The sequence below is a fragment of the Pseudoxanthomonas sp. LjRoot143 genome, from assembly GCF_964252945.1.
Lineage (GTDB): Bacteria > Pseudomonadota > Gammaproteobacteria > Xanthomonadales > Xanthomonadaceae > Pseudoxanthomonas_A.
This window is the reverse complement of sequence record NZ_CAXUPM020000001.1, coordinates 1,670,775-1,694,588: the sequence shown is the minus strand read 5'-3', so window position 1 is coordinate 1,694,588 and position 23,814 is coordinate 1,670,775. Positions and strand designations below refer to the sequence as shown.

Here is a 23,814-nt window from a genome sequence, read left to right as displayed (position 1 = left end):
GCGAACCGATGGCGTGGCTCACCCCGGGTACTTGGGGAATTTTTCGTTGGGATGCTTAGCCTTCCATTCCTTGTAGGCGGCGGTGCCCTCCCACGCGCTGAAAGACCGCGGCGGCCGTCCGCGGCCACTCCAGGTTTCCTGAGTGTGTGGCAGCCAATATTTGGGAGCTACTTCCAAATTGGCCGCTGCCTTCTTAACCCGGGCCGGACTGCTGGCACCAATAGCGGTCACCAGCTCGGCTTTCTGCTTGGCGCTGAAATGCCGGTTGTACTGTCCCAGCAGATTCATCACCTCGGCAAAGGCATCGGCGGCTTGCTGCTCACGCAGTTGGGCCTCCTGTTGCTCCAGTTGGCGAAGCTCTTCCTCAAGCTTGGCTTTGGCAGTGGCGATGGAGTCCAGGGTGGGTTTGCTCATGCGTAACGATGACCTCTTAGCAAGGTGAAAGGGGCGTTCGAGTCCGAAGTGTAAACACGGCCCGCGTAAGACGGCTTCATCGGGGTTGCCGTGATGGCAATCGCTGCCCCTGAACCGCTGCGTTATACGCGCTTGCACGCGTGTTCGCCGACGAGCTGGGGCGCAGCCCAGGTGCCCGCTGACCACGCTATACGCCACCCCTGGGCTAGCGTGCTAGACATTGCCGTCAGTGGTCTCAAGCCCACACGACGCGTGCCGATAGATTGCCAAGCTCTGCTGCGATACCGGACATGCACCGCATACTGCTTCTGTCACTGCTGATCTCCCTGCTGTGGGGAGGGCTATCGTTGGTCCCCTACCTGACCGGTCCCTGCGACTGGCCCCTGTCGCTGGCGCTTATGGCGGTGGTCGTGCTCGATGTGTTCTGGGGGGTTGCCACAGTGTTCGTCATAGACCTGTTCAATTCCCACTACCGGCACAACAACGAATTCTTGCGTAGCTTCTATGCCGAGTTGCACGCTGACCTCACTTCCCTGCTCGTGTTGGCCGGCGTGCTGTTTGTCATCTTCTCGATGGCCACGCCAGGCTACGCGCTGTCCAATATCGACATAGCCTGCCTGGGCCTGCCATTGTTCATCACCGCGATAGACACCTTGGCCCGCGCCAGGGATCCGGTGGGTATTCTCCGATTCAGCATGGGTGGGCGGCTGTTCCTGATGAGCATGCCTGCCGCGATGCTGGTGCTCTCGAGCTGGATCCTGATCCGGATTTACTCTGGACAGATCCCAGCCGCTGCCTCCCTATGGTTACAGCTGAACATCATCGCGGCTGGCTTTTCCACTTACGTCATGGCTAAGCAGGTTAGCTATTTCCTCAAGCACCGCAAGATAAGCCTCTCGCCCACCTTAGAAAAGATGTTCGCCGCGTTTCGTGGCGGTCGGCCCGGCATTTACGATCAGGCGGCAGTGGTGGCGGAGAAGTTCGAGCGCGACATGAAGAAGGCCAGTGCACAGGCTGCTGCCCAGCGCCGCCAGAGCAAGAAGCGAACTAAGCCCAAGCGTACGTAAGCCAGCGGCGGCGAGTACGATCGACCAAGGCTTTACGCCTGATCAGTGGTGTCGGTTGTCGGCCACGCCGCTTCCAGTTGTTCGACGAGATGCTCCGGGGGCATCGGCTGCCGGCGCCCGTGGGCCAACACGCGTTCACCCCACTGCCAGAAGACCTGCAGGTAGGCGAGCGTGCGGCGCTTGCTTTCGTCCACCTCCGACGCAACGTGTTTCAGCCGGGGCGCAAAGCCAAGCATCCGGTCGAACCCATACTTGGGCGACACAAAGACACGCCGCAGGCGACGGGTGTCGGCGCCAAAACCGGCCAGCGGTCGTCCCTCATCCTCGTGCTCCAGCACCATCTCATATAGCCACTGCATGCGTTGCCACATCGCGTCGTGGTGAAGGTCATAAGCCACCACGCTCGTGGCGGCAAGCGGAAAGATGAAGTGGATGAAGTAGGCGAAAATCTCAGGCGCGATCCAGTACGCAGAACTGGTCACGGCCGTCATCAGTAGCAGGTAGTACAGGCTCCGCCCAGCTCGGTGGGCACCCTGCTGATCGCCTTGCTCGTGGGCCAGGCGAAGCACGATGGTGGCGGCGGCCACCGCATCCCAACAGGCGCGTTGCTCAAGCTTTTTCAGAAGCTTGTCCGTATTGGTCCGCAACTCATAGCGATCGAGTTTCAGCTCAGCCTTGTCAAAACAGGCGGTCTGAATGCGGGGATTGAGCGTGCGGATCAACGCCACCGCCTGCGTGCCGATCGGCTGCATCACATCCAGCGCACGCCAGCCCGGCCAGTCCACCACCTGCCGTGATCCGCGAAGCTTCTCTTCCACCTTGCCCAGCACCTTGCGGGGCACATGTTTTCCTGCGGCGTACTTGGACCACAGGTTGCTGTGGCTCAGCTTCGTGTACACGCCGGGCTGCAGTTGCTTGCCGACGCTGTAGGCGTTGAGGGACCCCAGATGCGCGCGCAGCCCCTCGAACCAGCGGGCGACTTTCACCACGCCCAAGGCGGCGGCCGGGGCGCGTGGGTGATCACTGGCGGCCCACCGCAGCACGGTCGCTACCCGCACCGCGCTGTAGAGACGCACCTCTTTGACGCCATCGGGTAGGGGCATCGGCGGACCGAGTCAAATCGGAGGCGCAGTTTGACTTCTGGTCGGCGCCAGGGGCAATGGTTACCCTTCAGGCATGACAGAGCGCGACAACGAGCCTCTCGCGGTGCTGGCCAGCGAGTTTGAGCAAGGTCTGCTACAGCGCTATGGCCCGGTCGTGGGCCAAGACGAGCTGCGCCAAGCGCTGGGCTACTCCTCTCAGGACGCTTTCAGACAGGCCCTGGCGCGCGGGCGGCTACCCGTGCCGGTGTTCTCCATTGCCGGCCGCCGCGGCAAGTACGCGCTGAGCAAAGACATTGCCTTGTGGTTGGCGCAGCTGCGCCACGCTGCCGTGAGCGGGCAGGCGGCTGCCGGCGACGTTCCACAGAGCTAGACGTTTGGTTCGCCCGCTCGTGGCGGGTCATATCCCTGGTTGATCAGGCCATCCCGGCCAAAGGAGCACGCCGTACAGACCAACGCCAATCCATCACCACCCAGTTTCAGGATCCCCAAAAAGAAAACGGGACCCCTGCAAGGGTCCCGCCGAGACTTTCAGAAGCGTCCTGTTTCTGAGCTTGGCACTTTTACGGGGCACGGTCAACTGCTGCCTACCGGTAGCCTTACCCGAGTGTCCAACATGCCTCAGTTCCACACCTATCCCCTGACCCGTCGCGGCCACACGGCCAAGGCGGTGCTCGCGCTGCGCCAGCGTCAGCGGCGTGCCCCCCGCGCTGTCGCCTCTGCCTTGGATGAGGACCCGCCGTTGTGCAGTGTGGCCCAGGTGCACTTGCCCAGCGGGCACCACTACGAGCTCGAGATACGTCAGGACCGGCTCACCGGCAAGATCCTGAGCTATCGCCTGCGCCTGCGCACGCTGCGCTAGTCCGTCGGCCTGTCTGCCCCGGCGGCAGGCCCCTTCCCTGAACTGCTTGGCTGGCCGTGCGCCGGCCAAGCCCTATGCGCGCATCTGCAACGGATGCGCCAAGGATCTGTCATGACCGCAGGAACCAAAGCGACCCAATCGGCGCCCATCCAGGCCCATGCCACCACGCCCCACCTGCCCTATCACCCTCGCCCGCTCAAGCGTGGCGAGCGCAGTCGGCGCGAGGTGTTCGTCTATTTCTCTCCCCGCAACCAACGCATTGCCACGATCGCCGACATGGTCAACGTGGCGCTGGCATTGCGCCTGGAATTTGATCCCGCCCTGAGCCACTACATCGAGCGTCCGCGCCGTCTGAAGGTCTCGGACAAGCACGAAATCGACATCACCTTCTGGACGCGCAGCAAGACCGGCCAGGAGGCGTTCTATCTGGTGGTCCCCGACAGCGGAACCGTGGGCAGTACCGTGGGCACGCTGTCCATTCGCGATCGCAGCGTCCTGGAGGCCGCCGCCCAGCGCCAAGGCATCACGCTGCATTTCGTGACCGAGGACGAGTTGCTGTCCAGCCGGACCTGGTTGGCCACCGCCTTCGAGTTGTTGCCCTTGGTCTGGCAGTACGGCCGGTTGTTGAACCGCTCGATGATCCGCGCCCGCATCGAGGGACTGATGCGCAACGTAGAGCGGACGAACCTGTCCAGTCTGCTCAAGGCGCTGGACTACGAGCCCTCGCACGTGCGGGCCGTGGTGGCGGCCATGGTGCATGAGGGCAGCGTGCGCCTGGTCGACTACCAGCCCGGCGGCGTGGATGCGGTGCTGGAGGTGCCCCATGCGTGAGCCCAGCCCCGTTTACGACCCGCAGATTTTGACGCAGTGGTACCGCCCAGTGGAGCACGAGTTGGCCGAAGGCCTGCGCGCGCGCTATCGCGAAGCGTGCGCGGCCATCACCGCGGTGCTGACTGGGGAGCTCTCACTCTCCCGCGCGGCCGGCGCGCACCATCTTTGCCGCAAGCGCCTGCGCAGCATGGTGACGCTGGCACCGGAGATCGCGCCCGATGGCCAGGCGTACGGCTACCGGGTCTGCGTGCCTTGGGGGACCTACCAGCGTCGTCCGCTGGGCGAGAGCGCCACGCAGATGCCGCGCCTGGCCGGTGCCCACGCCATGACCCGCCTGCTGGGCGCGCAGCCGGCCATTCGAAAATGGGTCGACGATTTCGATCACCCCCTGCCGCCCGGCCGCCCGCCCAAGGTGTTCTTGCGTCTGCACAAGCAGATCGTGGCCGAGCTCAGGCGAAGGGATCTGGCCGACCACTATCCGCTCAACCAGCCCGACCAGGGCCGGCGTGCCCTGCTTCGCTTCCTGCGTAGCCGCCGGATGCAGGTCACGGGCGGGGACTGGGATACCGAGGTGCCGGAGGTGACCCGGCTGCAGGACATTTTCCTGTCCACGCCCTTTACCCGCACCGAGCTGGACGGCCATCGCATCGATATCGAAGCGGTCCTGGGGGTGGCCCTGCCCAACGGGGGCGTGGCCAAGGCTGAGATCACCTCGATGTGGCTGCTGGTGGAGGTCGAGGTGGCCTCGCGGGCGATCGTGGGGTGGACGCTGCGGGTGGGACGGGCCTACAACAACCTGGATGTGGCTGCGTGCCTGGCGGTGAGCCTGCGTCCGTGGGAGCGCCGCACGCTGACCATTCCCGGCCTTGAGTACGCCCCCGGCGCCGGCTTGCCCTCGGGCCTGCTAGGCGCGCTCGGTGGCTGGCGCTCGCGCTCGGTGGCCATGGACAACGCCAAGGCGCATCTGGCAGCGGATCTGGAACAGGGGATCACCCGGGCGCGTGGCGGCATGCTGGTCTTTGGCCGGGCCCACGAACCGCGCTCGCGCCCGATCGTGGAGCAGCTGTTCTCTCGCCTGGAGCGAGGCGCGCTGCGCGATGTGCCCGGCGGCTTTGAGCCGGCCACGCGGCTGGGCGAGAAGAAGATCCGCATCAGCAACTTCGCCCCGGGCGATCACCCCATCCAGCTCCATCTGTTCGAGGAGTTGCTGGACGTGATCATCGCCAACTACAACGCCACTCCGCACCCGGCGTTGGGCGAATTGACACCGCTGCAGTTCCTGCAGATGCAGCAGCGCCGGGCGTTCGATTTTGCACCGGACAGCGGACGCGACGATGCCGCGGCCATGAGCAGTGTGTTGATCCCGTTGGTCGTACACGGCAATCGCGACCGGGGCGTGATGCCCCACGTGAACTACGCCTACGTGCGCTATCGCAGCACAGAGTTGGACGGCAAGTGGGAAATGATCGGCCAGCGGGTCCTGGCCCGAGTCGACCGCCACGATCTGCGCACGATCGTGCTGATGCGCTCGGTGACGGCCCCGATGTGCGTGGTCCGCGCCGCCGCCCCGTGGAATCGCACGCTCCACGATGAGACCACGCGCAAGATGGTTATGCAGTGGTCAAAGTTGCGCAGAGACTTCTCGATCGTGGGGACGGACTGCGCGGTGAAGGCGTACGTGGATTTCCTGCGCGCGCAGGCCGCCAATTCGCAGCAAGCCGTCGACCAACTGGCGCGCATGGAGCAACTGCACGCCGGCAAACCACCGACGGGGCAAAACCCGGTGTTGCATCAGGCCCCCCGCGTGCCGCCGGGCGGCTGGATCAGCCTGGATGACGACTGAGCCGAGCAGACCTCGCACGGCCCTGTTGTTTGCCTTTTTTCTTCTTGACGGAGTCCCCGATGTCCGACGAACCGCATCCGATCTTCATCACCAACGGCTACCAGATCAACACCATGCCCACTACGCGCCTGGCCAACTTCATCGTCACCAACATCAGCCAGGGCCATCACGGCTGCTCGGCTTACGGCGGCGGCGGACTGGGCAAATCCACCGCCCAGCAGTACCTGACCGATAACGCCTCACGCTGGCTTATCGGGCCCGACAAGCAGCCTATCGGGGTGGCGGCCCGCATGCTGATGCCCAGCGGCCCGCGCCGCAGCGATCGCGCCTTCTGGGGCGTGATGAACTACCGCTTGAACGTCTCCACCGCGCTGCGTGTGGAGCCCACCATGGCCCAGGATCGGATGCGCAACTTCATCCGCACGCGCTGTGGGCAGGCACGTGTGCGGCGCATGGTGCTGTTTATCGATAACGCCCAGCGCATCACCGATGGCGAGTTCCAGTACCTGGAAGACTTGGACGCGCAACTGGCCGATGACAGGTTGAGCTTGTTCCTGGTGCTGGTGCGCCAAAGCGATGCCGAAGGCGTGGACATCGGTGATGACTGGCTGGACCGTCCCTCCCACACCGTGCGTCGTTGGTTCATGGATACCATGCCGTTCCAGCCGTTGATGGGGCTGCGTGAGATCGCCCATGCGCTCTCGCGCTACGACAAGAGCGTGACTTGGCCCACGCCGGAGATGTCCTTCACCCGGTACTTCGCGCGCGAGGCGTTCGATCGGGGGTGGACGCTCGCCTCGGAGGCTGGACTGATCGTGGCGGAGATGAAGGCCCTGAGGAAGGCGTACCAGTTGCCCGAAAGCGAGGCCTGGCCGATGGCCACCTTCACCCTGGTCGTGCACTACCTGTTGTCCGAGGTGGCCGCCCGGCAGGAAGGCTTCAAGGCGCTGACCGCCGAGCAGGTGCGCAGTGCCCTGCTGGCCACCGGCTATCTGCGCCTGGAGTTCGTGCGGGCGCGGATCCGCCTGCCGGACAGCCTGCGTCAGCCGTTGGACCAGGATGCCGCGTAATGGGCTGGGCTGAGATCATCCACGCGCGGCCGGCCTTGCCGGCCGCGCTGGGGGCCGAGGTGGAGCCCTACCCGTATCTGTCCGGATTCGGGTTGGTCCATCGCGTGACTCGACTGGCCACACCGCTGCCTTCGCAGGTCACCAGCACGCTGGGGTTTCGCAATCGCCAGGTCACCGATGTGCTGCTGGCAACGCAGCGCCCGACCCAAGCCAGGTCCACCTTTCTACGTCGCCTGCATCTGCAAGACACGAACATGGCCGCTTACTGGAGCCCGGAGCAATGGTCGCCGGTGCAAACCGGCGATCTGTTCGAACGTCGGCCACGCCCGCTGCGACAGTGCCCGCAGTGTGCGGCTCATGGCTACCATTGCGCGCTGTTCCAGTTGCCCTCCATCACGCATTGTCCTTGGCACCGGCAGCCGCTGGAACATACCTGCCCACGTTGCGATGCGCCCTATCACGCCCGCTTTGATGACAAGGCCCGGCTTGGCGTCTGCACGTGCGGGTACGATCCGTTCGATCCTGTGGTGGCCAGCGTGCACATGTGGGACTTCCCCACCGACAAGGCCCAAGCCTGGCTGGAGGACTACTCGGCATGGGCACAACGCCGGCGCGTCTGCCGGTGGATCTGCGTTCCGGCCAACTGCACGGAGTGGGACCAAGGGTTTGCAGCCTTGGCGGCCCCGCCCACGCGCCTTCAACGCATCGATACCGGCCCGCCTGCGGCGATCGAGGTTTTCAGCGGGCCCGGCGCCGATCCGGCGCCGCGGCACTTCTGGGGCTGGTCCTGCTGGGGCGGCGAGCGTCCGCTGACCCTGGCACCGCTGCCTGCCACGATGTATCCGCTCCTGTGCGAGGCCACTAAAGCCGTGGTGGAGGCGCTGCCACCGGAAAGTCGGACGCCGTTTGAGTTGGTGGATGCCAACGCGCTTGAAGCCAGTGCCACGTTGCGGGAGAACGTGTTCCTGCGACCGGACTGCTTCATCAAACCCCGCGACCAGAGTGGCTCGGCCATGTGGCTCAACCTCTCCACCGTCGATGCGCACATCGCTGCCTTCTGCGGACATTTGCTAGATCAGGCCACCGCACATCTGGGTCCATCAGGCTCAGCCCTGGCGTCCTACTCGTTGCAGGCCGCCCGCTCCGCGGCCATGGATCAGATCCGCGGACGCGGGCATCTTGCCCATGCTCTGGCCAAGATCCTCACGCAGGCCTACATCTACGGCTTGCACGCGGATCTGGGCGCCAAACTGGATGCCAGCATCCCACGCGCCGCGTGGCCGATTCTGGAAATGGTCGGTGACTCCGGCCGCTTGAGGGCCGCCCGCCTGAATTGGATTGAGCAAAAATCCGCGGCGGCACCTGCTCGTGTGGAGCGACGTGGTGAACGGCCAGCCTCGCGTCCCCTTCTACTCTAAGCCGGCTGAGCACGGGCAAGGTCCTCCATTCGCCGAAGCCGCATTTGTAAATGCATTTAGCACGTCCATGGCGCACCCTAGCCTGGGTTGGGTCGGGGTGGACCCCGCCATGTCTTGCACTGAGGGGATAACGTGAAAGCACTGCATGCCTGCGCGCTGCTCGCGGCGACGATCCTGTTTGGAACTCCTTCGGCACATGCGGCGGATACGCCAAAGACGCTGATCAAGCACGCGGAAGAGGCGGCTTCCTGGATGGAACCCGAACCTCGCATGCTGGTACGCCAAGGAGCGTGCCTGACCGTGGGCGCTGATCCCAACCTGAGTGGCTTGAGCCCCATCCTGGAGGGCATGGCCAGTAGCGCTATCTCCCTGGGGTTTGACGTGTTGTTCAACGCGATCAAGAAAGCGGGAGAGAGCAAGGCCGTGACCAAGACGGCGCTAGCCCCGATTCTGCTGCGCAGTGCGATCGATAGTGATCAGGAACCGTGCTTCCAGGTCATTGGTGGCGACTTGCAATGGAGTGCGCCTGCCACCGCTTCGCCGGCATCAGGCGCCGCCGCGCCCGGCCAGGAGGCTGCGGTGGTGGCGAGTCTCATCAGGCAGGAATTGGCGCGCCAAGCCAACATTGACGGCAACGTCGACTTCTTCTGGGAAGGCGAGGTTCTCACCGATGACAAGGCCGATACGACGGCCTTTCGCATCGTTACCCGGGCGCTGCTGATCGAGAAGCCACTCGATGCCAAGCGCGCACGTGCCAAGGGTAGCGATGTAGTGCTCACGCTGGCCTTCACCGCCCCTGGCACCACCAGTCTTACCGGCGAATCCATCAAGAGCACCACCTCTGCCGTCACTTTTGATTTTGGGCGGATCAAGGTGCCCGACCAGGGCCGCTACCTGCGGCTTTATCCGCGGGCTGCCGATGCCGTGGCACCTACCAGTCCTTGGATTGTGATCCCGAAATCCTCCGGCAAGGTGGAGAACCCCCGGACGCTATGGGCAGCGCGCACCGAGAGCACCGATGGCTCTGCCTTCTTCAGGACGCTCTCGAAACTGCTTGAGCCGCACAAGGAGAAGATCGTTCAGGCCGCCAATGTGGCCGTAATCCCGAGCCAGCGGGAAGCCAACAGCGAGAAGGAAACGTTGGCCGAGGAAGGTAAGGTATCTGCGGCCGTATTGGCCGAAGCGGCGGCCCTGAAGTCCGTGCGGGCTTACCGAGATTGGTGGAATGCGCGCAAAGCAGAAGGTGCAGCTCCGCCGACCTACAAGCGGGAAGATGGACTGCCCTTGTACGACAAGGCACTGACCGATCAGCGTATCGCCGCGCGCGCCGCCAAGGAGGCTGAGCTGGAGTCGCCCTTCGAGGTTGATCATGTCGATGCCACACGTGCCAGAGACTTTCCCGAGGATGGCCTTTACGTGAGAGAACCGCCCGATTCCTTCGCGACGCCATGAATCGGCGCTGGAGGCTCGCTTTTGCGATCGCCCTTCTGAGTGGCGTCGTTGTCGTTCCCGCTGCAGAGGCTGTGGGACCCAAGGCGGATGCGCAGCATCTGCCCAAGTTCACGGGCGAGGCAAAGCCAGCATCCCCTTATGCGCTGGCCCGAAGCCTGAGGGAGAAATTGCTGGACAAAACCTTGGGAGCCAATCAGAAGTACATCCTGAAAGGCCTCAAGGCCGACGACGAGCACCACGCCTCTGTCGTGGCGGTAGGCATATCGGGAACCTATGCCTGCTCAGGCGTGGCCATCGCACCCCGGATGGTGCTCACGGCGGCTCACTGCTTCTGTCAGGGCAAACAGCATCGCCCCTCGTGGGCGACCGGCGTCAATACCGGCCAGCTAACCAAGACAGGTCAACACTACGCCTTGGCAGCGCCCAAGGTCGTTCCGTTCGATGATCAGAGCCCGTGTGCTCACGCCCCTGGCCGACCGGATTTGACCATCTTGGTGCTCGCAAAGCCCCTGCCAGTTGATGTAGCACGGCTCCCGGCAACCTCTGTTGTGGGTACGGGCGGCCTGGTCAATGTCGTGGGATACGGCAAACGTACTGCCGATGGCGATCTGGCGCGTCAACGGCTGCATGGCTTTGCCACCGTCGTGACCAGCGATTGCAATGGGATCGATGCACAGCGTCAGCCCGACAGCGCCATCTATGACTGTCATCCACCGACGGCAGGCATGGCCGAGATGGTGATCGGCCCTGGACAGTGGGTCGGTCCGGACAAGATAGTTGTAGACGCCGGCTCCGATGCCTGCAAGGGGGACAGCGGCGGCGGCGCGTTCTGGCGCCTGTTCGATGACGAGCCGGACGCCAAAGGCAAACAGCTGCTGGAGGCGCGCTATGTACTGGCGGGCATTGTCTCGCGAGGAGCCAAGAGTCAGACAGGCTGCGGCAGCGGCTCAATCCATACCCTGATCACACCCGCGGTGCGCCGCTGGATTGACAAGACTGCTGTTACGTACGGCATCGCCCCTATCGTGGCAACCGCAAGCCCCTGACGCGTGAGCAGGCTGCTCGTCTCTACGACGGACAAGTTGCCCCACAGGCTCTGCCGTCAATTGCGGGGCAAGTTGTAGGCACATCGCCAATATGTGAGGCAATTGCCGTTACTTCATCAACATCGCGGCAAGTAGTTGGCTGCAAAGAGGGCAACAAATTCCCCCTTCAGCTTTACCGGAATTAAGTAGATCAAGTACTTAGCGGTGGGGCGATTTCAGCGCGTCAGACAAGGCCCTCCAACCGGGCTCGGTAACGTTGTGACTTTTCCGAGCAATTACGATCTAGTCACAGCTTTAGCATACGCTTCGGCCTAGTCACAGGTTCATTGCTCCCTCTAGCCCGAGGCTACGCCTGAACTGGGTTACGTGCTTAGATTGGCCAATTGTCTGCAAGGAAATGCAAGTGGCCACTGCATTCTTGTTCAATCCACCGCCCGAACCCGACAACGATGCGGAATGGGCGGTAGCCCTCTCATTGGCATCTGGGTTGCCGCAGCAGAATTTCGCACCTGTCCATGTTCTAGACGGTAATTTGCTGTGGTACATCGCCTGCCGCGATTCTCGGGATCCAGTTCGGATTGGGACACGTCTTGATGAGACCAACGCGAAGCCTGGCCTTCTAAGACAGCCGTTGAAGTCAACGTTGGGGAAACACCGTGTCTATGTGGTCTATTTTCCAGACTTAGATGACGTCTTGGCCACTAAGTTGCATACGTCCCTACTTCAAGAAAAACATTACATGGGGTGCTACGGAGTCAATCAGTCGCTTGGACTCCACTACGTACTTTTTGACAGCAGTCTTGTTCTGAGCTATCGCATTGCAGGTGATGAGTGTTTAGTAAAGTATCCCGAGTCCATGGAAATGATCAGGAACCTCGATACATTCCGCTTCATTGCGCACGCTCCACTGGGTTATCCGGATTCTGTATACGAAGCATTTAGATCGGGCGCACTCTGACGTCCCCTAAGAAAACTTCGACGGTCGCCTAACCGATCGCAGCAGTTCTTCGTGAGGAATTGTCCGTCCCGCGTCGACATCAGCCAACCCCGCGCGAGTCCGCTGATCCTTCTCCTCCTCGCTCAGCTCTGGAAGCTCTGCTAGTAGCTTCTCTTCGGGGCTAGAGGGTAAGGCGAGCTGGGGTGAGGTTGGCGGGATTCTCGCGAATATGGGCAAGACCTGTGGATCATCCAAGGCCGCTGGCAAGGGCTGCGACGCGTCATGGACCATAAGATCAATGATGACGTCCACCTCTGAGCATAGGGGCTGGATGGTTGTGGTAACCAAGCGTGCAGCCCTCTCAGAAAAGGCGATATCAGCCACGAGCCAGATCAGGAGCCCTGGGGACTGATTTGAAGCCGGAGCTGGACGGGTTTCCAGCAAGTAGGCTGCCGAGACAAAGCTGGCTTGCTCAAGGCTTTGGGCTATTGCCGGACCCAGCCATGAGGGTGCGCTTCGCGCGGGTCGAACGTCCAACTCGAACGGAACTAACTTTTCAATGTTGGCCAGAAAGCCCGTATCCAACCATGTCGCGATCTCCTCCGGATACAGGACAATGCCGCCGTCGTTGGGATTAAGCATCAATGTCGCGCCACGCGAGCCCTCCAACAGGTCGCGCCCTGAAACCCCTAAGATTTTGACAGCCGCTGAGCTGGCCACCTCCGCCTTTCCCAGCGAGGTAAAGAATGGGATGGCGTCAAAGCCGTCGGGGTGCCGGAACTGGACCAACCTCGGGGTTCGAGCATCATCCGAGACAGGCGCATGCACGTACACCAGGGCATCCATCAGCTGCTTGAAGAAGGCAATCTCCGCGGCTGAGTCGCCACGGGCTCGCTCGAGCGCAGCCTCCAGGTCTGCCTCTGCGGCTGACGCGCGTCTCTCGAGCCTGGTTGATCGCTTCATGATCAGATGCGATGTGGACCAAGGGGGAAGCCGCGAAACCAGTCTGCATCGAACTGACTGGTCAAATACGGGCGTACAAAAGCTGACCGGGTCAGCTCCAGCAGCCGTTCCTCGTGCTGGGCAATGGCCTCGATGTCGCTGACCGTCGGATAGTGCCGAAGCAATCGGTACGCCTCTTCCCGCACCGATTTGGGCACGGCCTTGCTGGCGGCGAGTTCTCTCAGGAACGCGCCGGCCTGCAGCACGTTGCGGGTGCGTTCGGCGGGCATGGTCATGCGGGGCCTGATGGTACTAAGGAATACTTAGCTTACAGGCTTCCGTTGATGCTGTGGACCAGGCGCTCAGCTCACTTGCTTTATGTTTAAATAAGTAATAAAATCAACAAGTTACTTAGCATAACGTCGGTTATGTACGCCGCGTGGAAGGTCGTCTGAAGACGAGCATTGCTTCAGTGCGTGTCTATCGTTGTCCGCCAGTGCTTTGAAGAACTGTGCCCTCCCCTCCCCGTCGTGTTGATTTATCAACTTGAGATGCCTGAGCGAGCGCGCTAAGGGCAACAAGTGGCCCCTTCTCCAGTTGTGGCCTCCGACCCCACGATCTACTCGCCTGGCCCCTCTTAAGTCCGATCTGAGAACTGTGTCCGAACTGGCGACTGCTGCTTTCACGGGGCGTCACTACCTTGGGAGTATGTTTCGTCTCACAAGGCACGGGCATAGCAAAAATGACCTCTAACAGGCTTGCAAAGCAGTTGGTTGATCTGGGGGGTCTTGCACCGGAAGTGATTGCGCGGCGCATGGCCTATTTCGCTACCGGCAGCTTCTCAGGATCGAGCGGTCGTCGACGTGAGCTAACCCGAATGACGTCCGAAAAATTTGAAGCCGCATGGTTATCTTGGATGGCCATGGGAATGGAACTAGCCCAAATTCAGTGGAGCGCCTTTTCGTGGACATGGAGCATATGGGCGCCAACTCAAAATAGGCAGGACTTGTTAGCTCGGTATGACCAGATTGCGGCTCAGGTCGCTGCCGCAGGCCTTGTTCCTTACGTGCGCATTGCGAAGGGTAACCGCGCCCGCCTTTCCCGTAAGGGCCGTTGACGAGCGTCTGATTGCTTCTAATCTCGCAAACAGGTTAGGAAACAAAGTTGAGGCAATCCTCAAACATGAGTAGACGCAAACGATTGAAGGCCGGGAAATCGGACGACTTCATACATGTTCGCGGCGCACGGGAACACAACCTAAAAAACATCGATGTCGATATACCGCGTGACGCCTTGGTAGTGTTCTCCGGTATTTCAGGCTCGGGGAAGTCTTCTCTGGCTTTCGGCACGTTGTATGCCGAAGCGCAGCGGCGTTATCTGGAATCCGTCTCACCGTATGCTAGGCGCTTGATTGACCAAGTCGGTGTCCCTGATGTGGACGCGATCGAGGGACTACCTCCGGCGGTGGCCTTGCAGCAGCAACGGGGCACACCGAACGTGCGCTCCACCGTGGGTAGCGTGACCACGATCTCCAGCTCGCTCCGGATGCTGTACTCACGCGCAGGCACCTACCCTGCCAAGCAGCCGATGCTGTACGCAGAGGATTTCTCTCCCAATACGCCACAGGGCGCCTGTTCTCACTGTCACGGCCTAGGCCATGTCTACGACGTACCCGAATCGTCAATGGTGCCGGATCCGAGCTTAAGCATCCGCGATCGGGCTATTGCCTCGTGGCCGCCGGCGTGGCATGGACAGAATTTGAGGGACATTCTGGTGACCTTGGGCTACGACGTTGATAAGCCCTGGAGGGACCTACCCAAGAAGGCGCGAGACTGGATCCTCTACACCGAGGAACAGCCCAGCGTCCCGGTGTATGCGGGGTTCACTCCCGCAGAAACTCGAGCCGCCCTGCGGCGCAAGACCGAACCGAGCTACATGGGCACGTTCATTGGCGCCCGCAAATACGTGCTTCAGACTTTTGCCACAACCCAGAGCGCGCAGATGAAGAAGCGGGTCGCCCGATACCTGAAAGGTACGGTCTGCCCAGTCTGTAAAGGCAAGCGGCTGAAGCGAGAAGCGTTGTCCGTCACTTTCGCGGGTATGGACATCGGCACGCTCTCGCAACTGCCGTTGGACCAGATCGTGAAGGCCCTTGCACCGGCCGCCCAAGGCAAGTTCGCATCGCCTACTAGCACAAAGTCCAGAAGCAAGTCCGCCAGTGAACGGGATACAGCCCAGCGCGTGGCTAAAGGCGGCCTGGCACATTCTGGAAGCTCGGACGTGCGTCGTACACCTGACCTTTCTGAAGAGAAGCAGATCGCCGCTCAGCGGATCGCGCAAGATTTGATGCAGCGCATCGCGTCATTGCAGGCATTGGGCCTGGGATACCTATCACTGGATCGCGTGACTCCCACCTTGTCCTCCGGGGAGCTGCAACGGTTGCGCCTGGCGACACAGATCCGTTCCCAGTTGTTCGGCGTCGTCTACGTGCTGGACGAGCCTTCAGCAGGGCTGCATCCGGCCGATGCTGCTGCACTCCACGACGCCTTGGACGACTTGAAGGCGGTAGGGAATACGCTTTTCATAGTTGAACATGACTTGGACATGCTCCGACGCGCGGATTGGCTGGTCGATGTGGGACCAGGCGCAGGAAGCGAAGGTGGCCACATCCTTTACAGTGGCCCGCCCTCCGGCCTTCGGGACGTCGCAAATTCCCAGACTCGGCGCTATCTATTTCCAGCTTCAGGGGCGGCAGACAGCGTAAAGCGCAAGCCGACCGGATGGCTGGTACTAACTGGTTTACATCGCAACAACCTGCGCGGCATTGACGTACGCTTTCCGCTAGGCGCGCTCACCTCAGTGACGGGCGTCTCGGGGTCAGGCAAGTCCAGTCTGGTCAGCCAGGCCCTAGTCGAACTGATGGGTGAGCACCTTGGTCACGCGGCTCCGAGCGACGGTGAAGAAGCCGAGCCGTCCCTCTTCCACGACCTAGCAAAGACACGGGGTCGAATCACCTCCGGTGCCGACGTCATCCGCCGCTTGGTGAACGTGGACCCGAAGCCGATCGGACGTACGCCGCGCTCCAATCTGGCTACCTACACAGGTCTGTTCGATAACGTTCGCAAGCTGTTTGCCGCTACCCCGGCCGCCAAGAGGCGACGTTTCGATGCGGGACGATTCTCTTTCAATATTGCGCAGGGCCGCTGCCCCACCTGCGAGGGTGAAGGTTCGGTGCATGTTGAGTTGCTTTTCATGCCCAGCGTCTACGCGCCCTGCCCCACGTGCCATGGCAAGCGATTCAATGCCAAGACATTAGAAATCACCTGGCGTGGCCATAACATCTCTCAGGTATTGGCGCTGACGGTGGATGCCGCGATCGAGCTCTTCACAGAAGAACCGGCCATCCTGCGGCCTCTGCAGCTGCTTCGGGACATCGGCCTGGGATACTTAACATTGGGGCAGCCGGCGACGCAGTTGTCCGGGGGAGAGGCGCAGCGGATCAAGTTGGCCACGGAACTGCAGCGCAGCCAGCGCGGTGACACGTTATACGTGTTGGATGAACCCACCACGGGTCTGCATCCCGCCGATGTGGATAAGCTGATGATGCAGCTGCACGGACTGGTCGATGCTGGCAATACCGTCGTGGTGGTTGAACACGAGATGCGGGTGGTCGCCGACAGCGACTGGGTCATCGACATCGGGCCCGGCGCAGGTAGCCAAGGTGGCAAGATCGTTGCTGAAGGCGTGCCAAGCAAGGTGGCCGCGTCGAATCGAAGTGCCACCGCGCCGTACCTCAAAAACTCGCTCTCAAAGTAAGCGCTCAACGGCCCATTTTGATCAGCCAGACGCCGCATGGGAACAGGCCGTGGTAGGCAGGCACCTAATGCTCGTTAGAGCGGAACAAGGGCTGGCAGCGAGGGCAAAAGAACGTACGGCGCTGAGTAACTCCCAGATATTGCTTCTGGATCGGCCCGCCGCAACGGGGACATAGGCTCTTGGTGTGGACCAACCAGTGCTTGCGCAGGACGAACGATTTCTTCCATTCTAGAAAAACGAAACTGTACTGGCGAGCCTGCGTAATCAATCGCCCGAGCATTTTTGGCGGAACAGCCCCGATATTGCTGGCTGGATGAAGGCCAATACGAAAAAGAACCTCGTTCTTGATGATATTGCCAACCCCAGCGAAGATCTTCTGATCAAGAAGGGCATCGCAGACAAGTGTGTCAGGCTGTGACTTCAGGCTGGCTCGAGCGTGCCTAGGATTCCACTCCTCATGCATTACATCTATGCGCCAGTCATAGGTCTCCTCCAAGCGACCTTCAATGTACTGAAGGGAGGACGAGTAAAAGTTGAGCACGCCGTTGTCGAACTGTAATGACATGCGAGGAACGACTGGCTTGCTTTCGTCAATCCGGTATGTTCCAAACATCAGCATGTGAACTCGCATACTGAATCCGCTGAATTCGACCAGGAAGTGCTTGCCCCAGCTTCTCAATGCACGTACTCGGCGTCCCTCCATTCTGCTCAGGTCAAGTTTGCTGTTGCCTGTAGCTTTTCGAACTGTCTTTCCACGGAACTTGGCTGCGGCTTCCTTAAGAATCACGATCGAGGGGCCTTCAGGCACGGTGGTCTCCTATGCTGTCAGCCTTCCCCTCTTCATCAAGTAAGGCTTTCAAGCGCATTGCATTGGGAATTGAGAATCCGTGCGCGGTATTGTCGAAGATCACCCACTGTGACGGTTTAACCTCTCCTGCCTCTGACAACTCGCTAGCGAGGCCTTGCAGGGCCTTATCGGAGTAGCTGCTGTAGTAGAGGCGGGGAGATCCATGAAGTCGCCAATAGCGCCAATGCTGGGTTGAGCCCGACGCTTGGGTTATGGGAATTGGCGATGGGTCTGCGCAGACTAGGTCAATGGCGTACCGAACGAGCAGCGAGGTCGCCTTTTCACTAAACCAGCTCCGGTGCCGGGGCTCGCAGGCGACGGGTACGTCGCTACGGGCCCGTAGCAATCGAAAGAAGTTGCTGGCGGTGCGCCCGTCGAAGATCAAGCTGGGCGGAAGCTGGAGTAAGAATCCCGCAAGCTTTTCGCCCAGTCCGTGGACTTCACCCAAGAAGCGCTCTAGTGCTTCTGTAGTGCTTCTCAGTGCAAGCTCATGAGAGATTTCACGAGGAATCTTGACTGAGAAGCGAAAGCCCGCTGGAACAGACTCTGACCATCGCTGATAGGTCTTGGCCATGTGCGGGCGGTAGAACGAGCTATTGATCTCGACCGCCGAGAATCGCGTGGCATAGCGCGCCAACATGCTGTCGCCTGGGCCAAAAAGGCTTTGATATTTGCCCGCTATAGACCAACCCGCACAGCCAATCGCTCGCCCCAAAGGTGGGTGGATGCTCATCGGAGGTTAGAACGGTCCGATCTCTATTTTGCTGTGTTCTGGAGCTCTTTCGCCTTCTCCAGATGATGAGCCACGTGTTCTCGGGTTGAGCTCAAGTGCGCCCTGACCTCTGGCCGCGTCGCACTTGGGATCAGCTTATCGTCAAGGGCTTTCAATGCGTCCTGGTGTCCTTTCACCATTGCCGCGATATACGCGCTGGCATAGTCGGCGCCCGCTTTAGCTTCTAGCGACGCCAATTCTTTCTCTCCGGCCTGACGCTGGGCCTGAGCATCCGATGCCTGCTCGTCGGGACCAAGGGCACTAGTTTCGGTGCGGTTCTTTGAGTGCTCCTCGATCATCATCTTCGCATACTCAGCGACATCGCCCGACACGCCCTTTGCTTGCGCCTGTTTGCCTGCCGAAATTTCATGATCGTTGATAGCATTGAGGACGCCCAGAGATGCGCTCTCAGCCGCCCGCGTAGGATCTGGATCTGCTGTCGCTTGATCCGCTTCTGCTGAGGCACTCTCGACAGTCGCTTCCAATGGCACTGAAGCCGCTTCAGTGGAATCTTCATTGACCGTCGGGGCATCCGGCTCGTTGCGGCAGCTGGTGAGAACAAGAATGGCTATGCAGGCAGCCGCCAGCGCACTAGGTTGATACATTTTCATCTGTAGTCTCCAAAAAGAAGTTGTGGGGCGTGATACGTAAGATCGTGACGTTCGCCAGTGGCTGCCGTGCACGCCCGACGTGGGCGGCCATTGGCAAGATTTATCGGTACCTTGTCTACACCTAAGCGGCCGCCTTCGCCGGGTCTCAGGCTGTAGCTACAAGGCCAAAGAGCCCCGAGGGGCTCTTTGCTCTCAGATGACGTGTGGGGGCGAGCATCGCCGAACGCCCCGCTCGACCAACCACGGGCACAAATCAGGCGAGCGTCTGGCGTCTTCTTATTCTTCCTCGCCGTTTGACGATTGGTTCCGATCGCGCTGAGCCTGATCGTCCCGCTCATCATTTTGTCCGCCCTGACCTTGCCGCTGATCGTCTTGCTGCTGGCCGCCCTTGCCGCCCTTGCCGCCCTGACCGCCCTGGCCACCTTGGTTGGGATTCTGACCCTGACCCTGCCCTTGCCCTTGGCCTTGGCCTTGGCCACCTTGGTTCTGCTGCATTTGGGGATTGTTGTTACCCATCGGAGTTCTCCAGCTCGGCCCAATGCCGAAGTGAGAACAACGTGCGCGCCGAAGCGTGACGGTAGTGTGCGCGTTGCCTGTATAGGGACCGCATGCTTTCCGGCCATTCAACCAGAGGTGTCCAAGAGCATTACGAACCGCCTGCGACACCTGCCGAATTGAGGCGGCGACGGATCGAAATGTTTTGACATGGCGGCAGTAGCTATTGACGCCCCCCTACTTCTACAGCCGTTAGAGCGCCTGTCTGAGCTGGAGCGACTCACCTTCCAGTGTTGGGAATTGCTATCGACGGCGACAAACTGCTATTCGTCGATTCCCAGCGCTTCCATCACCTTGTCGGGTGTGATGGGGGTGTCGTAAAGTCGCACGCCCACCGCGTGGTAGATCGCGTTGGCGATGGCAGCCGACACGCCCACTAGGCCAATCTCTCCTACCCCTTTTGCACCCAGTCTACTGACTACGCGGTCATCTTCATCAGCGAAGATCACGTCGATGTCGTGAATGTCGGCATTGACGGCGACATGATATTCGGCGAAATCGCGATTGATGAATCGGCCCAATCGACTGTCATCATGAGTGCCCTCATGCAGTGCATGACTGATGCCCCATACAACACCGCCTAAGATTTGGCTTCGGGCCGCCAACGGATTCATGATGCGGCCCGCAGCGATAGCGCTGACCACGCGAGTGACACGAACCGTCCCCAAGGCTTCATCTACACGAACCTCGCAGAACACCGCGGAGTGCGTAGCACGTGCGAACTTCGACTGCTCCAGTTGATTTGGCAGCAGCAGATAGCTCGCCTCGATCTCGCCGCCCTTCACCAACGCCATCAGGTCTTCCAACGAGACTCCCGCGTCGGCGCCCTTCCGCCGCAGCCTACCCTGCACACACTCCACATCCTCAACCTTGCAGCCACGGAATTCTTCATTCCAGTGGCGCTTGGCGACCTTTAGCAGTTCTGCACGCAATTTGTCACACACGCCCTCGATCGCCGATCCCACGGTCGCCACGTGAGCCGAGCCTCCCTGAACTGGTGCAACGGGCAGGGTCGAATCGCCTAGCTGGAAGGTAACCTGCTCAAGGGGCAGACCCATGGCGTCGGCGGCAATCTGCGCCATAACCGTATACGTCCCCGTGCCAATGTCCGTAGCCGCGCTGCTGACTAACAGGTGCCCGTCCCGATTCAATATCGCCTTGGCGCGGGCAAACATCTGCAAGGCATCCCACGTTCCGGTGGCCATGCCCCACCCTACGTACTCGGTGCCGATCTTCCTCGCTCTGGGTTCGAGCGGCCTATCTGACCAGCCAAATCGCTCTGCGCCTAGCGCGAAGCATTCTCGAAGCGCTTTTGAAGAGAAGGGCTTGTCTTCGGTTGGGTGTACATCGGTGTAGTTGATTAGCCGGAACTTGAGCGGGTCGATGCCGACCTCATACGCCATCGCGTCAATCGCTACTTCGAGCGCGTGGACCCCATGGGCGGCACCGGGAGCGCGCATGTCCATCGGAGTAAAACGATCCAGATCGACCAGCTTGTGCGAAAGTCGAATGTTTTCGCAGGCATACAACTGTCCTGACCAGTTGACCACTACTTCGGTGTAGTCCTCTGAGCGCGAGGTTTCAGTCATCGCATCGTGCTCAATGGACTGCAGCCGTCCCTCGCCATCGGCCGACAGGCGAATCTGTTGCCAGGTTTCAGGCCGATGGCCGAAGGTAAACATCTGTTGGCGCGACAGCACGACCCGGACGGACCGGTCCAAATGCTCGGAGGCCATAACTGCAAGCAACAACGCATAGTTGGGTCGAAGGCCCGAACCAAACGCGCCTCCCACATAGGCATTGCGTACGGTCAGCCGCGACTTTCGAATGCCTAAGGCGTGCGAAGCGTACCAGCGGCTGTTCTGCGAGCCCTGCGTCTTGTCATGGGCCACCATCCGGCCTGTTGCATCTCTCACCACGGTCGTGGCGAAGAGCTCCATGGGATTGTGGTGTTGGGCTTCGGCGTAGGAGGTCGCCTGGATCCGAAAGGGAGCGTCATGCCAAGCGGCCGAGGCATCACCTTTCTCCTTCGGCGGCGGCTTGAACCCGAACTTCAGCCCCTTGGGTGGGTGGCCTTTGTCCAGGTGGGCGCGCAAAGAGGTCTCGTGTGGCTCGGCCTCGACGTCCACCCGCACTAGCATGGCCGCAAGGCGGGCGGCCTCAAACGTAGTAGCCACCACCAGTGCCACCGGCTGTCCGCTATAGACCACACGATCGTCGTAAAGCGGACGGAAAGGCTTGCCTCCAGGCGCGACCATGTCCTTGTGGAACAGCCGCGCTGCGCGCATGGACGGGCGCCGCTCATGCGTCAGGACGTCCAAAACACCTTCCACCGCCAAGGCCGCGTCGAGATGAATGGCGGTAATTCGCCCCTTGGCCACTGCGGTATTCACAACCACGCCATACGCCAAGTCCGGTGCGGGAAACTCAGCCGCATAGCGCGCTTGTCCGCGAACCTTGTCAGGCCCGTCGATCCGGGTGAGCGGCTGCCCCTTTCGAACATGGCCGGTTCCGAGCGGGGCTGTGGGCGTATGAAGGTCGTCCAGAGGATTATCCATGCTGGCGCTCCTCACGTTGGTCCTTACACGCGGTATCGTTGGTCACAGTTCCTTGGGCCGCGACCGTAATGGCGCGCGCAATCAAGCGCCGTGCGAGCTCGATCTTGAAGTCGTTTCCACCCTGCCCCACCGCACCGGCCAGAATGCGCTCTGCCACTCGATCCAATATTGCTCCGCGAGGACGCTGGTCAGCCAGCAGTGCCTCGGCCTCCTCAATCCGCCACGGCTTGTGAGCCACACCGCCCAGGGCAATGCGTGCCGATCGCACTGTGCCATCCTCGGACAGGTCCAAACCCACGGCAACCGAAACAAGGGCAAACGCGTAAGAGGCGCGATCGCGAATTTTGAGGTAGACCGAATTTCCGGCGTACCGATTGGGCGGGATCAAGATGGCAGTAATTAGCGCATCGGCAGGCAGCTCGGTGTCGTGTTCAGGGTTCTCGCCCGGTAACCGGTGGAAGCGTGTGAAGGGAATCAGCTGCGTTCCGGAATCTCCTTCCACCTCGACGAGCGCGTCCAACGCAGCTAATGCCACGCACATGTCGGAAGGATGAGTCGCAATGCAGGCTGGGCTCGCGCCCAGGATCGCGTGCTGGCGTGTTACCCCGCCAATGGCGCTACAGCCACTGCCGGGAGCGCGCTTGTTGCAGGGAAGCGCTACGTCATAGAAGTACATGCAGCGAGTGCGTTGAAGCAGATTTCCGCCGTTAGTGGCTGCATTGCGGATCTGCGGTGACGCGCCGGCCAGAATCGCCGACGCCAATAGAGGGGCATGCTGGCTGACCAGCGGATGGTAGGCCGTGTCGGCGTTATGCGCGGTGGCTCCCAATCGCAGGCCTTCACTCTCGGACCAGGCAATGCCGTCCAGGCCCAAGTGCGCAATGCTGACCAGACGGCTGGGTTGGGTGACACCCGCCTTCATCAGATCCAGTACGTTCGTGCCCCCGGCCAGAAACTGGGGGCGCTTGATGCGGGCTTGTCCTGGGTCCACCGGTCCGAGCGCGCGTCGCGCCGTGGTTTTCTCCGAAACCGACATCAGCTCAAAGGGATTCATGCCGGCACACTCCCCACCACGATCGGCTCGTTCGGGTCACGTGCTTTGTCGATGCCCGCTACCTCGCACACGGCCGTGGTGATCTGGGTGTAGGCGCCGCATCGGCAGACGTTGCCACTCATTAGCTCACGGACGTCATCCCGCGTACGTGCACGCCCCTCATTGATGAGCCCGACAGCCGAACACAATTGGCCGGGAGTGCAGTAGCCGCATTGGAAGGCATCGTGTTGAAGAAAGGCGTCCTGAAGAGGGTGCAGCTCCTCGCCATGGGCCAAGCCTTCCACCGTTATGATGGCCTTGCCGTCCTGTAAGGCGGCCAGCACCAGGCAGCTGTTGATCCTTCTCCCGTCGATTAGCACCGTACAGGCACCACACTGCCCGTGATCGCAACCCTTCTTCGTACCCGTAAGACCCAACTGCTCACGAAGCACATCTAGAAGCGTCGACCACGCTTCAACGTCCAAGGGGTATGCATGATCATTAACGTGAAGCGTGATCGGGTGGCGACTGGGGGCGCCAGGATGGCCGGGCAGTGCCTGCGGCGTGCGAGGGGTGGTCATGGTGGCCTCGTGATACACCGCACAGTGGCCCTACCCTAGTGAAGATGGGGCGAACTACG

22 protein-coding genes are annotated in these 23,814 nt (G+C 61.1%); 11 read left to right on the top strand and 11 right to left on the bottom strand.

Annotated elements, in window-relative coordinates:
* Positions 1-18: 18 nt before the first annotated feature.
* Positions 19-414, bottom strand: coding sequence for an H-NS histone family protein (locus ACSQ1W_RS07920; RefSeq protein WP_436042681.1), 396 nt, complete (start codon positions 412-414; stop codon positions 19-21).
* Between the two features lie 290 nt (positions 415-704).
* Here ACSQ1W_RS07920 and ACSQ1W_RS07915 point away from each other — a divergent pair, with 290 nt between their 5' ends.
* Positions 705-1,481 carry a hypothetical protein gene (locus ACSQ1W_RS07915; protein WP_436042680.1) on the top strand — a complete coding sequence of 259 codons (777 nt, stop codon included), beginning with the start codon at positions 705-707 and terminating at the stop codon, positions 1,479-1,481.
* A 32-nt stretch (positions 1,482-1,513) separates the two neighbouring features.
* Here ACSQ1W_RS07915 and ACSQ1W_RS07910 read toward each other — a convergent pair whose 3' ends face one another.
* A complete protein-coding gene (locus tag ACSQ1W_RS07910; protein ID WP_436042679.1) occupies positions 1,514-2,584 on the bottom strand; it encodes a hypothetical protein in 1,071 nt (356 codons plus the stop codon).
* 73 nt (positions 2,585-2,657) lie between these two features.
* On the opposite strand from ACSQ1W_RS07910, the gene ACSQ1W_RS07905 reads away from it, so the two are divergent.
* From ACSQ1W_RS07905 to ACSQ1W_RS07865, 9 genes are all read left to right on the top strand, one after another.
* Positions 2,658-2,954: a hypothetical protein gene (locus ACSQ1W_RS07905; protein WP_436042678.1), complete on the top strand. Its 297-nt coding sequence runs from the start codon at positions 2,658-2,660 to the stop codon at positions 2,952-2,954.
* Between the two features lie 243 nt (positions 2,955-3,197).
* Positions 3,198-3,443, top strand: coding sequence for a hypothetical protein (locus ACSQ1W_RS07900; protein ID WP_436042677.1), 246 nt, complete (start codon positions 3,198-3,200; stop codon positions 3,441-3,443).
* A gap of 111 nt (positions 3,444-3,554) precedes the next feature.
* Complete coding sequence (locus tag ACSQ1W_RS07895) at positions 3,555-4,274, top strand: hypothetical protein (RefSeq protein WP_436042676.1); 720 nt, start codon at positions 3,555-3,557, stop codon at positions 4,272-4,274.
* Positions 4,267-6,117, top strand: coding sequence for a hypothetical protein (locus ACSQ1W_RS07890; RefSeq protein ID WP_436042675.1), 1,851 nt, complete (start codon positions 4,267-4,269; stop codon positions 6,115-6,117). The genes ACSQ1W_RS07895 and ACSQ1W_RS07890 overlap by 8 nt, the downstream gene beginning before the upstream one ends.
* Before the next feature lie 59 nt (positions 6,118-6,176).
* Positions 6,177-7,187, top strand: a complete 1,011-nt coding sequence (locus ACSQ1W_RS07885; protein WP_436042674.1) for an ATP-binding protein — start codon at positions 6,177-6,179, stop codon at positions 7,185-7,187.
* On the top strand, positions 7,187-8,605 hold the full coding sequence (locus tag ACSQ1W_RS07880; RefSeq protein ID WP_436042672.1) for a hypothetical protein: 1,419 nt from the start codon (positions 7,187-7,189) through the stop codon (positions 8,603-8,605). The genes ACSQ1W_RS07885 and ACSQ1W_RS07880 overlap by 1 nt, the downstream gene beginning before the upstream one ends.
* Positions 8,606-8,737: 132 nt before the next feature.
* A complete protein-coding gene (locus tag ACSQ1W_RS07875; RefSeq protein ID WP_436042670.1) occupies positions 8,738-10,057 on the top strand; it encodes a hypothetical protein in 1,320 nt (439 codons plus the stop codon).
* A complete protein-coding gene (locus ACSQ1W_RS07870; RefSeq protein WP_436042669.1) occupies positions 10,054-11,103 on the top strand; it encodes a trypsin-like serine protease in 1,050 nt (349 codons plus the stop codon). Before ACSQ1W_RS07875 ends, ACSQ1W_RS07870 begins: the two co-directional genes overlap by 4 nt.
* 403 nt (positions 11,104-11,506) lie before the next feature.
* The gene (locus tag ACSQ1W_RS07865; protein ID WP_436042668.1) at positions 11,507-12,061 is read left to right on the top strand and encodes a hypothetical protein; all 555 of its coding nucleotides are present in this window, start codon (positions 11,507-11,509) and stop codon (positions 12,059-12,061) included.
* 6 nt (positions 12,062-12,067) lie between these two features.
* Here ACSQ1W_RS07865 and ACSQ1W_RS07860 read toward each other — a convergent pair whose 3' ends face one another.
* Together ACSQ1W_RS07860 and ACSQ1W_RS07855 are read right to left on the bottom strand one after the other, a co-directional pair.
* Positions 12,068-13,003, bottom strand: coding sequence for an SseB family protein (locus ACSQ1W_RS07860; RefSeq protein ID WP_436042666.1), 936 nt, complete (start codon positions 13,001-13,003; stop codon positions 12,068-12,070).
* A 2-nt stretch (positions 13,004-13,005) separates the two neighbouring features.
* Positions 13,006-13,278 (bottom strand): BPSL0761 family protein, encoded by a 273-nt coding sequence (locus tag ACSQ1W_RS07855; RefSeq protein WP_436042664.1) that lies wholly within the window; start codon positions 13,276-13,278, stop codon positions 13,006-13,008.
* A gap of 886 nt (positions 13,279-14,164) precedes the next feature.
* Between ACSQ1W_RS07855 and ACSQ1W_RS07850 the strand changes: the two genes are divergently transcribed.
* Positions 14,165-16,798, top strand: coding sequence for an excinuclease ABC subunit A (locus tag ACSQ1W_RS07850; protein WP_436042662.1), 2,634 nt, complete (start codon positions 14,165-14,167; stop codon positions 16,796-16,798).
* A gap of 64 nt (positions 16,799-16,862) precedes the next feature.
* Here the strand turns inward: ACSQ1W_RS07850 and ACSQ1W_RS07845 are convergent, their stop codons facing one another.
* The 7 genes from ACSQ1W_RS07845 to ACSQ1W_RS07815 all read right to left on the bottom strand — a co-directional run bounded on the left by ACSQ1W_RS07845 (position 16,863) and on the right by ACSQ1W_RS07815 (position 23,755).
* A complete protein-coding gene (locus ACSQ1W_RS07845) occupies positions 16,863-17,606 on the bottom strand; it encodes a DNA-formamidopyrimidine glycosylase family protein (RefSeq protein WP_436042660.1) in 744 nt (247 codons plus the stop codon).
* Positions 17,599-18,285 (bottom strand): DUF72 domain-containing protein, encoded by a 687-nt coding sequence (locus tag ACSQ1W_RS07840; protein ID WP_436042658.1) that lies wholly within the window; start codon positions 18,283-18,285, stop codon positions 17,599-17,601. Before ACSQ1W_RS07840 ends, ACSQ1W_RS07845 begins: the two co-directional genes overlap by 8 nt.
* A gap of 116 nt (positions 18,286-18,401) precedes the next feature.
* A complete protein-coding gene (locus ACSQ1W_RS07835; protein ID WP_436042656.1) occupies positions 18,402-19,028 on the bottom strand; it encodes a DUF4142 domain-containing protein in 627 nt (208 codons plus the stop codon).
* 276 nt (positions 19,029-19,304) lie between these two features.
* Complete coding sequence (locus ACSQ1W_RS07830) at positions 19,305-19,544, bottom strand: hypothetical protein (protein ID WP_436042654.1); 240 nt, start codon at positions 19,542-19,544, stop codon at positions 19,305-19,307.
* Positions 19,545-19,846: 302 nt separating this feature from the next.
* Positions 19,847-22,141 (bottom strand): xanthine dehydrogenase family protein molybdopterin-binding subunit, encoded by a 2,295-nt coding sequence (locus ACSQ1W_RS07825; RefSeq protein WP_436042652.1) that lies wholly within the window; start codon positions 22,139-22,141, stop codon positions 19,847-19,849.
* The gene (locus tag ACSQ1W_RS07820; protein WP_436042650.1) at positions 22,134-23,195 is read right to left on the bottom strand and encodes an FAD binding domain-containing protein; all 1,062 of its coding nucleotides are present in this window, start codon (positions 23,193-23,195) and stop codon (positions 22,134-22,136) included. The genes ACSQ1W_RS07825 and ACSQ1W_RS07820 overlap by 8 nt, the downstream gene beginning before the upstream one ends.
* A complete protein-coding gene (locus ACSQ1W_RS07815) occupies positions 23,192-23,755 on the bottom strand; it encodes a (2Fe-2S)-binding protein (RefSeq protein WP_436042649.1) in 564 nt (187 codons plus the stop codon). Before ACSQ1W_RS07815 ends, ACSQ1W_RS07820 begins: the two co-directional genes overlap by 4 nt.
* Positions 23,756-23,814 lie beyond the last annotated feature (59 nt).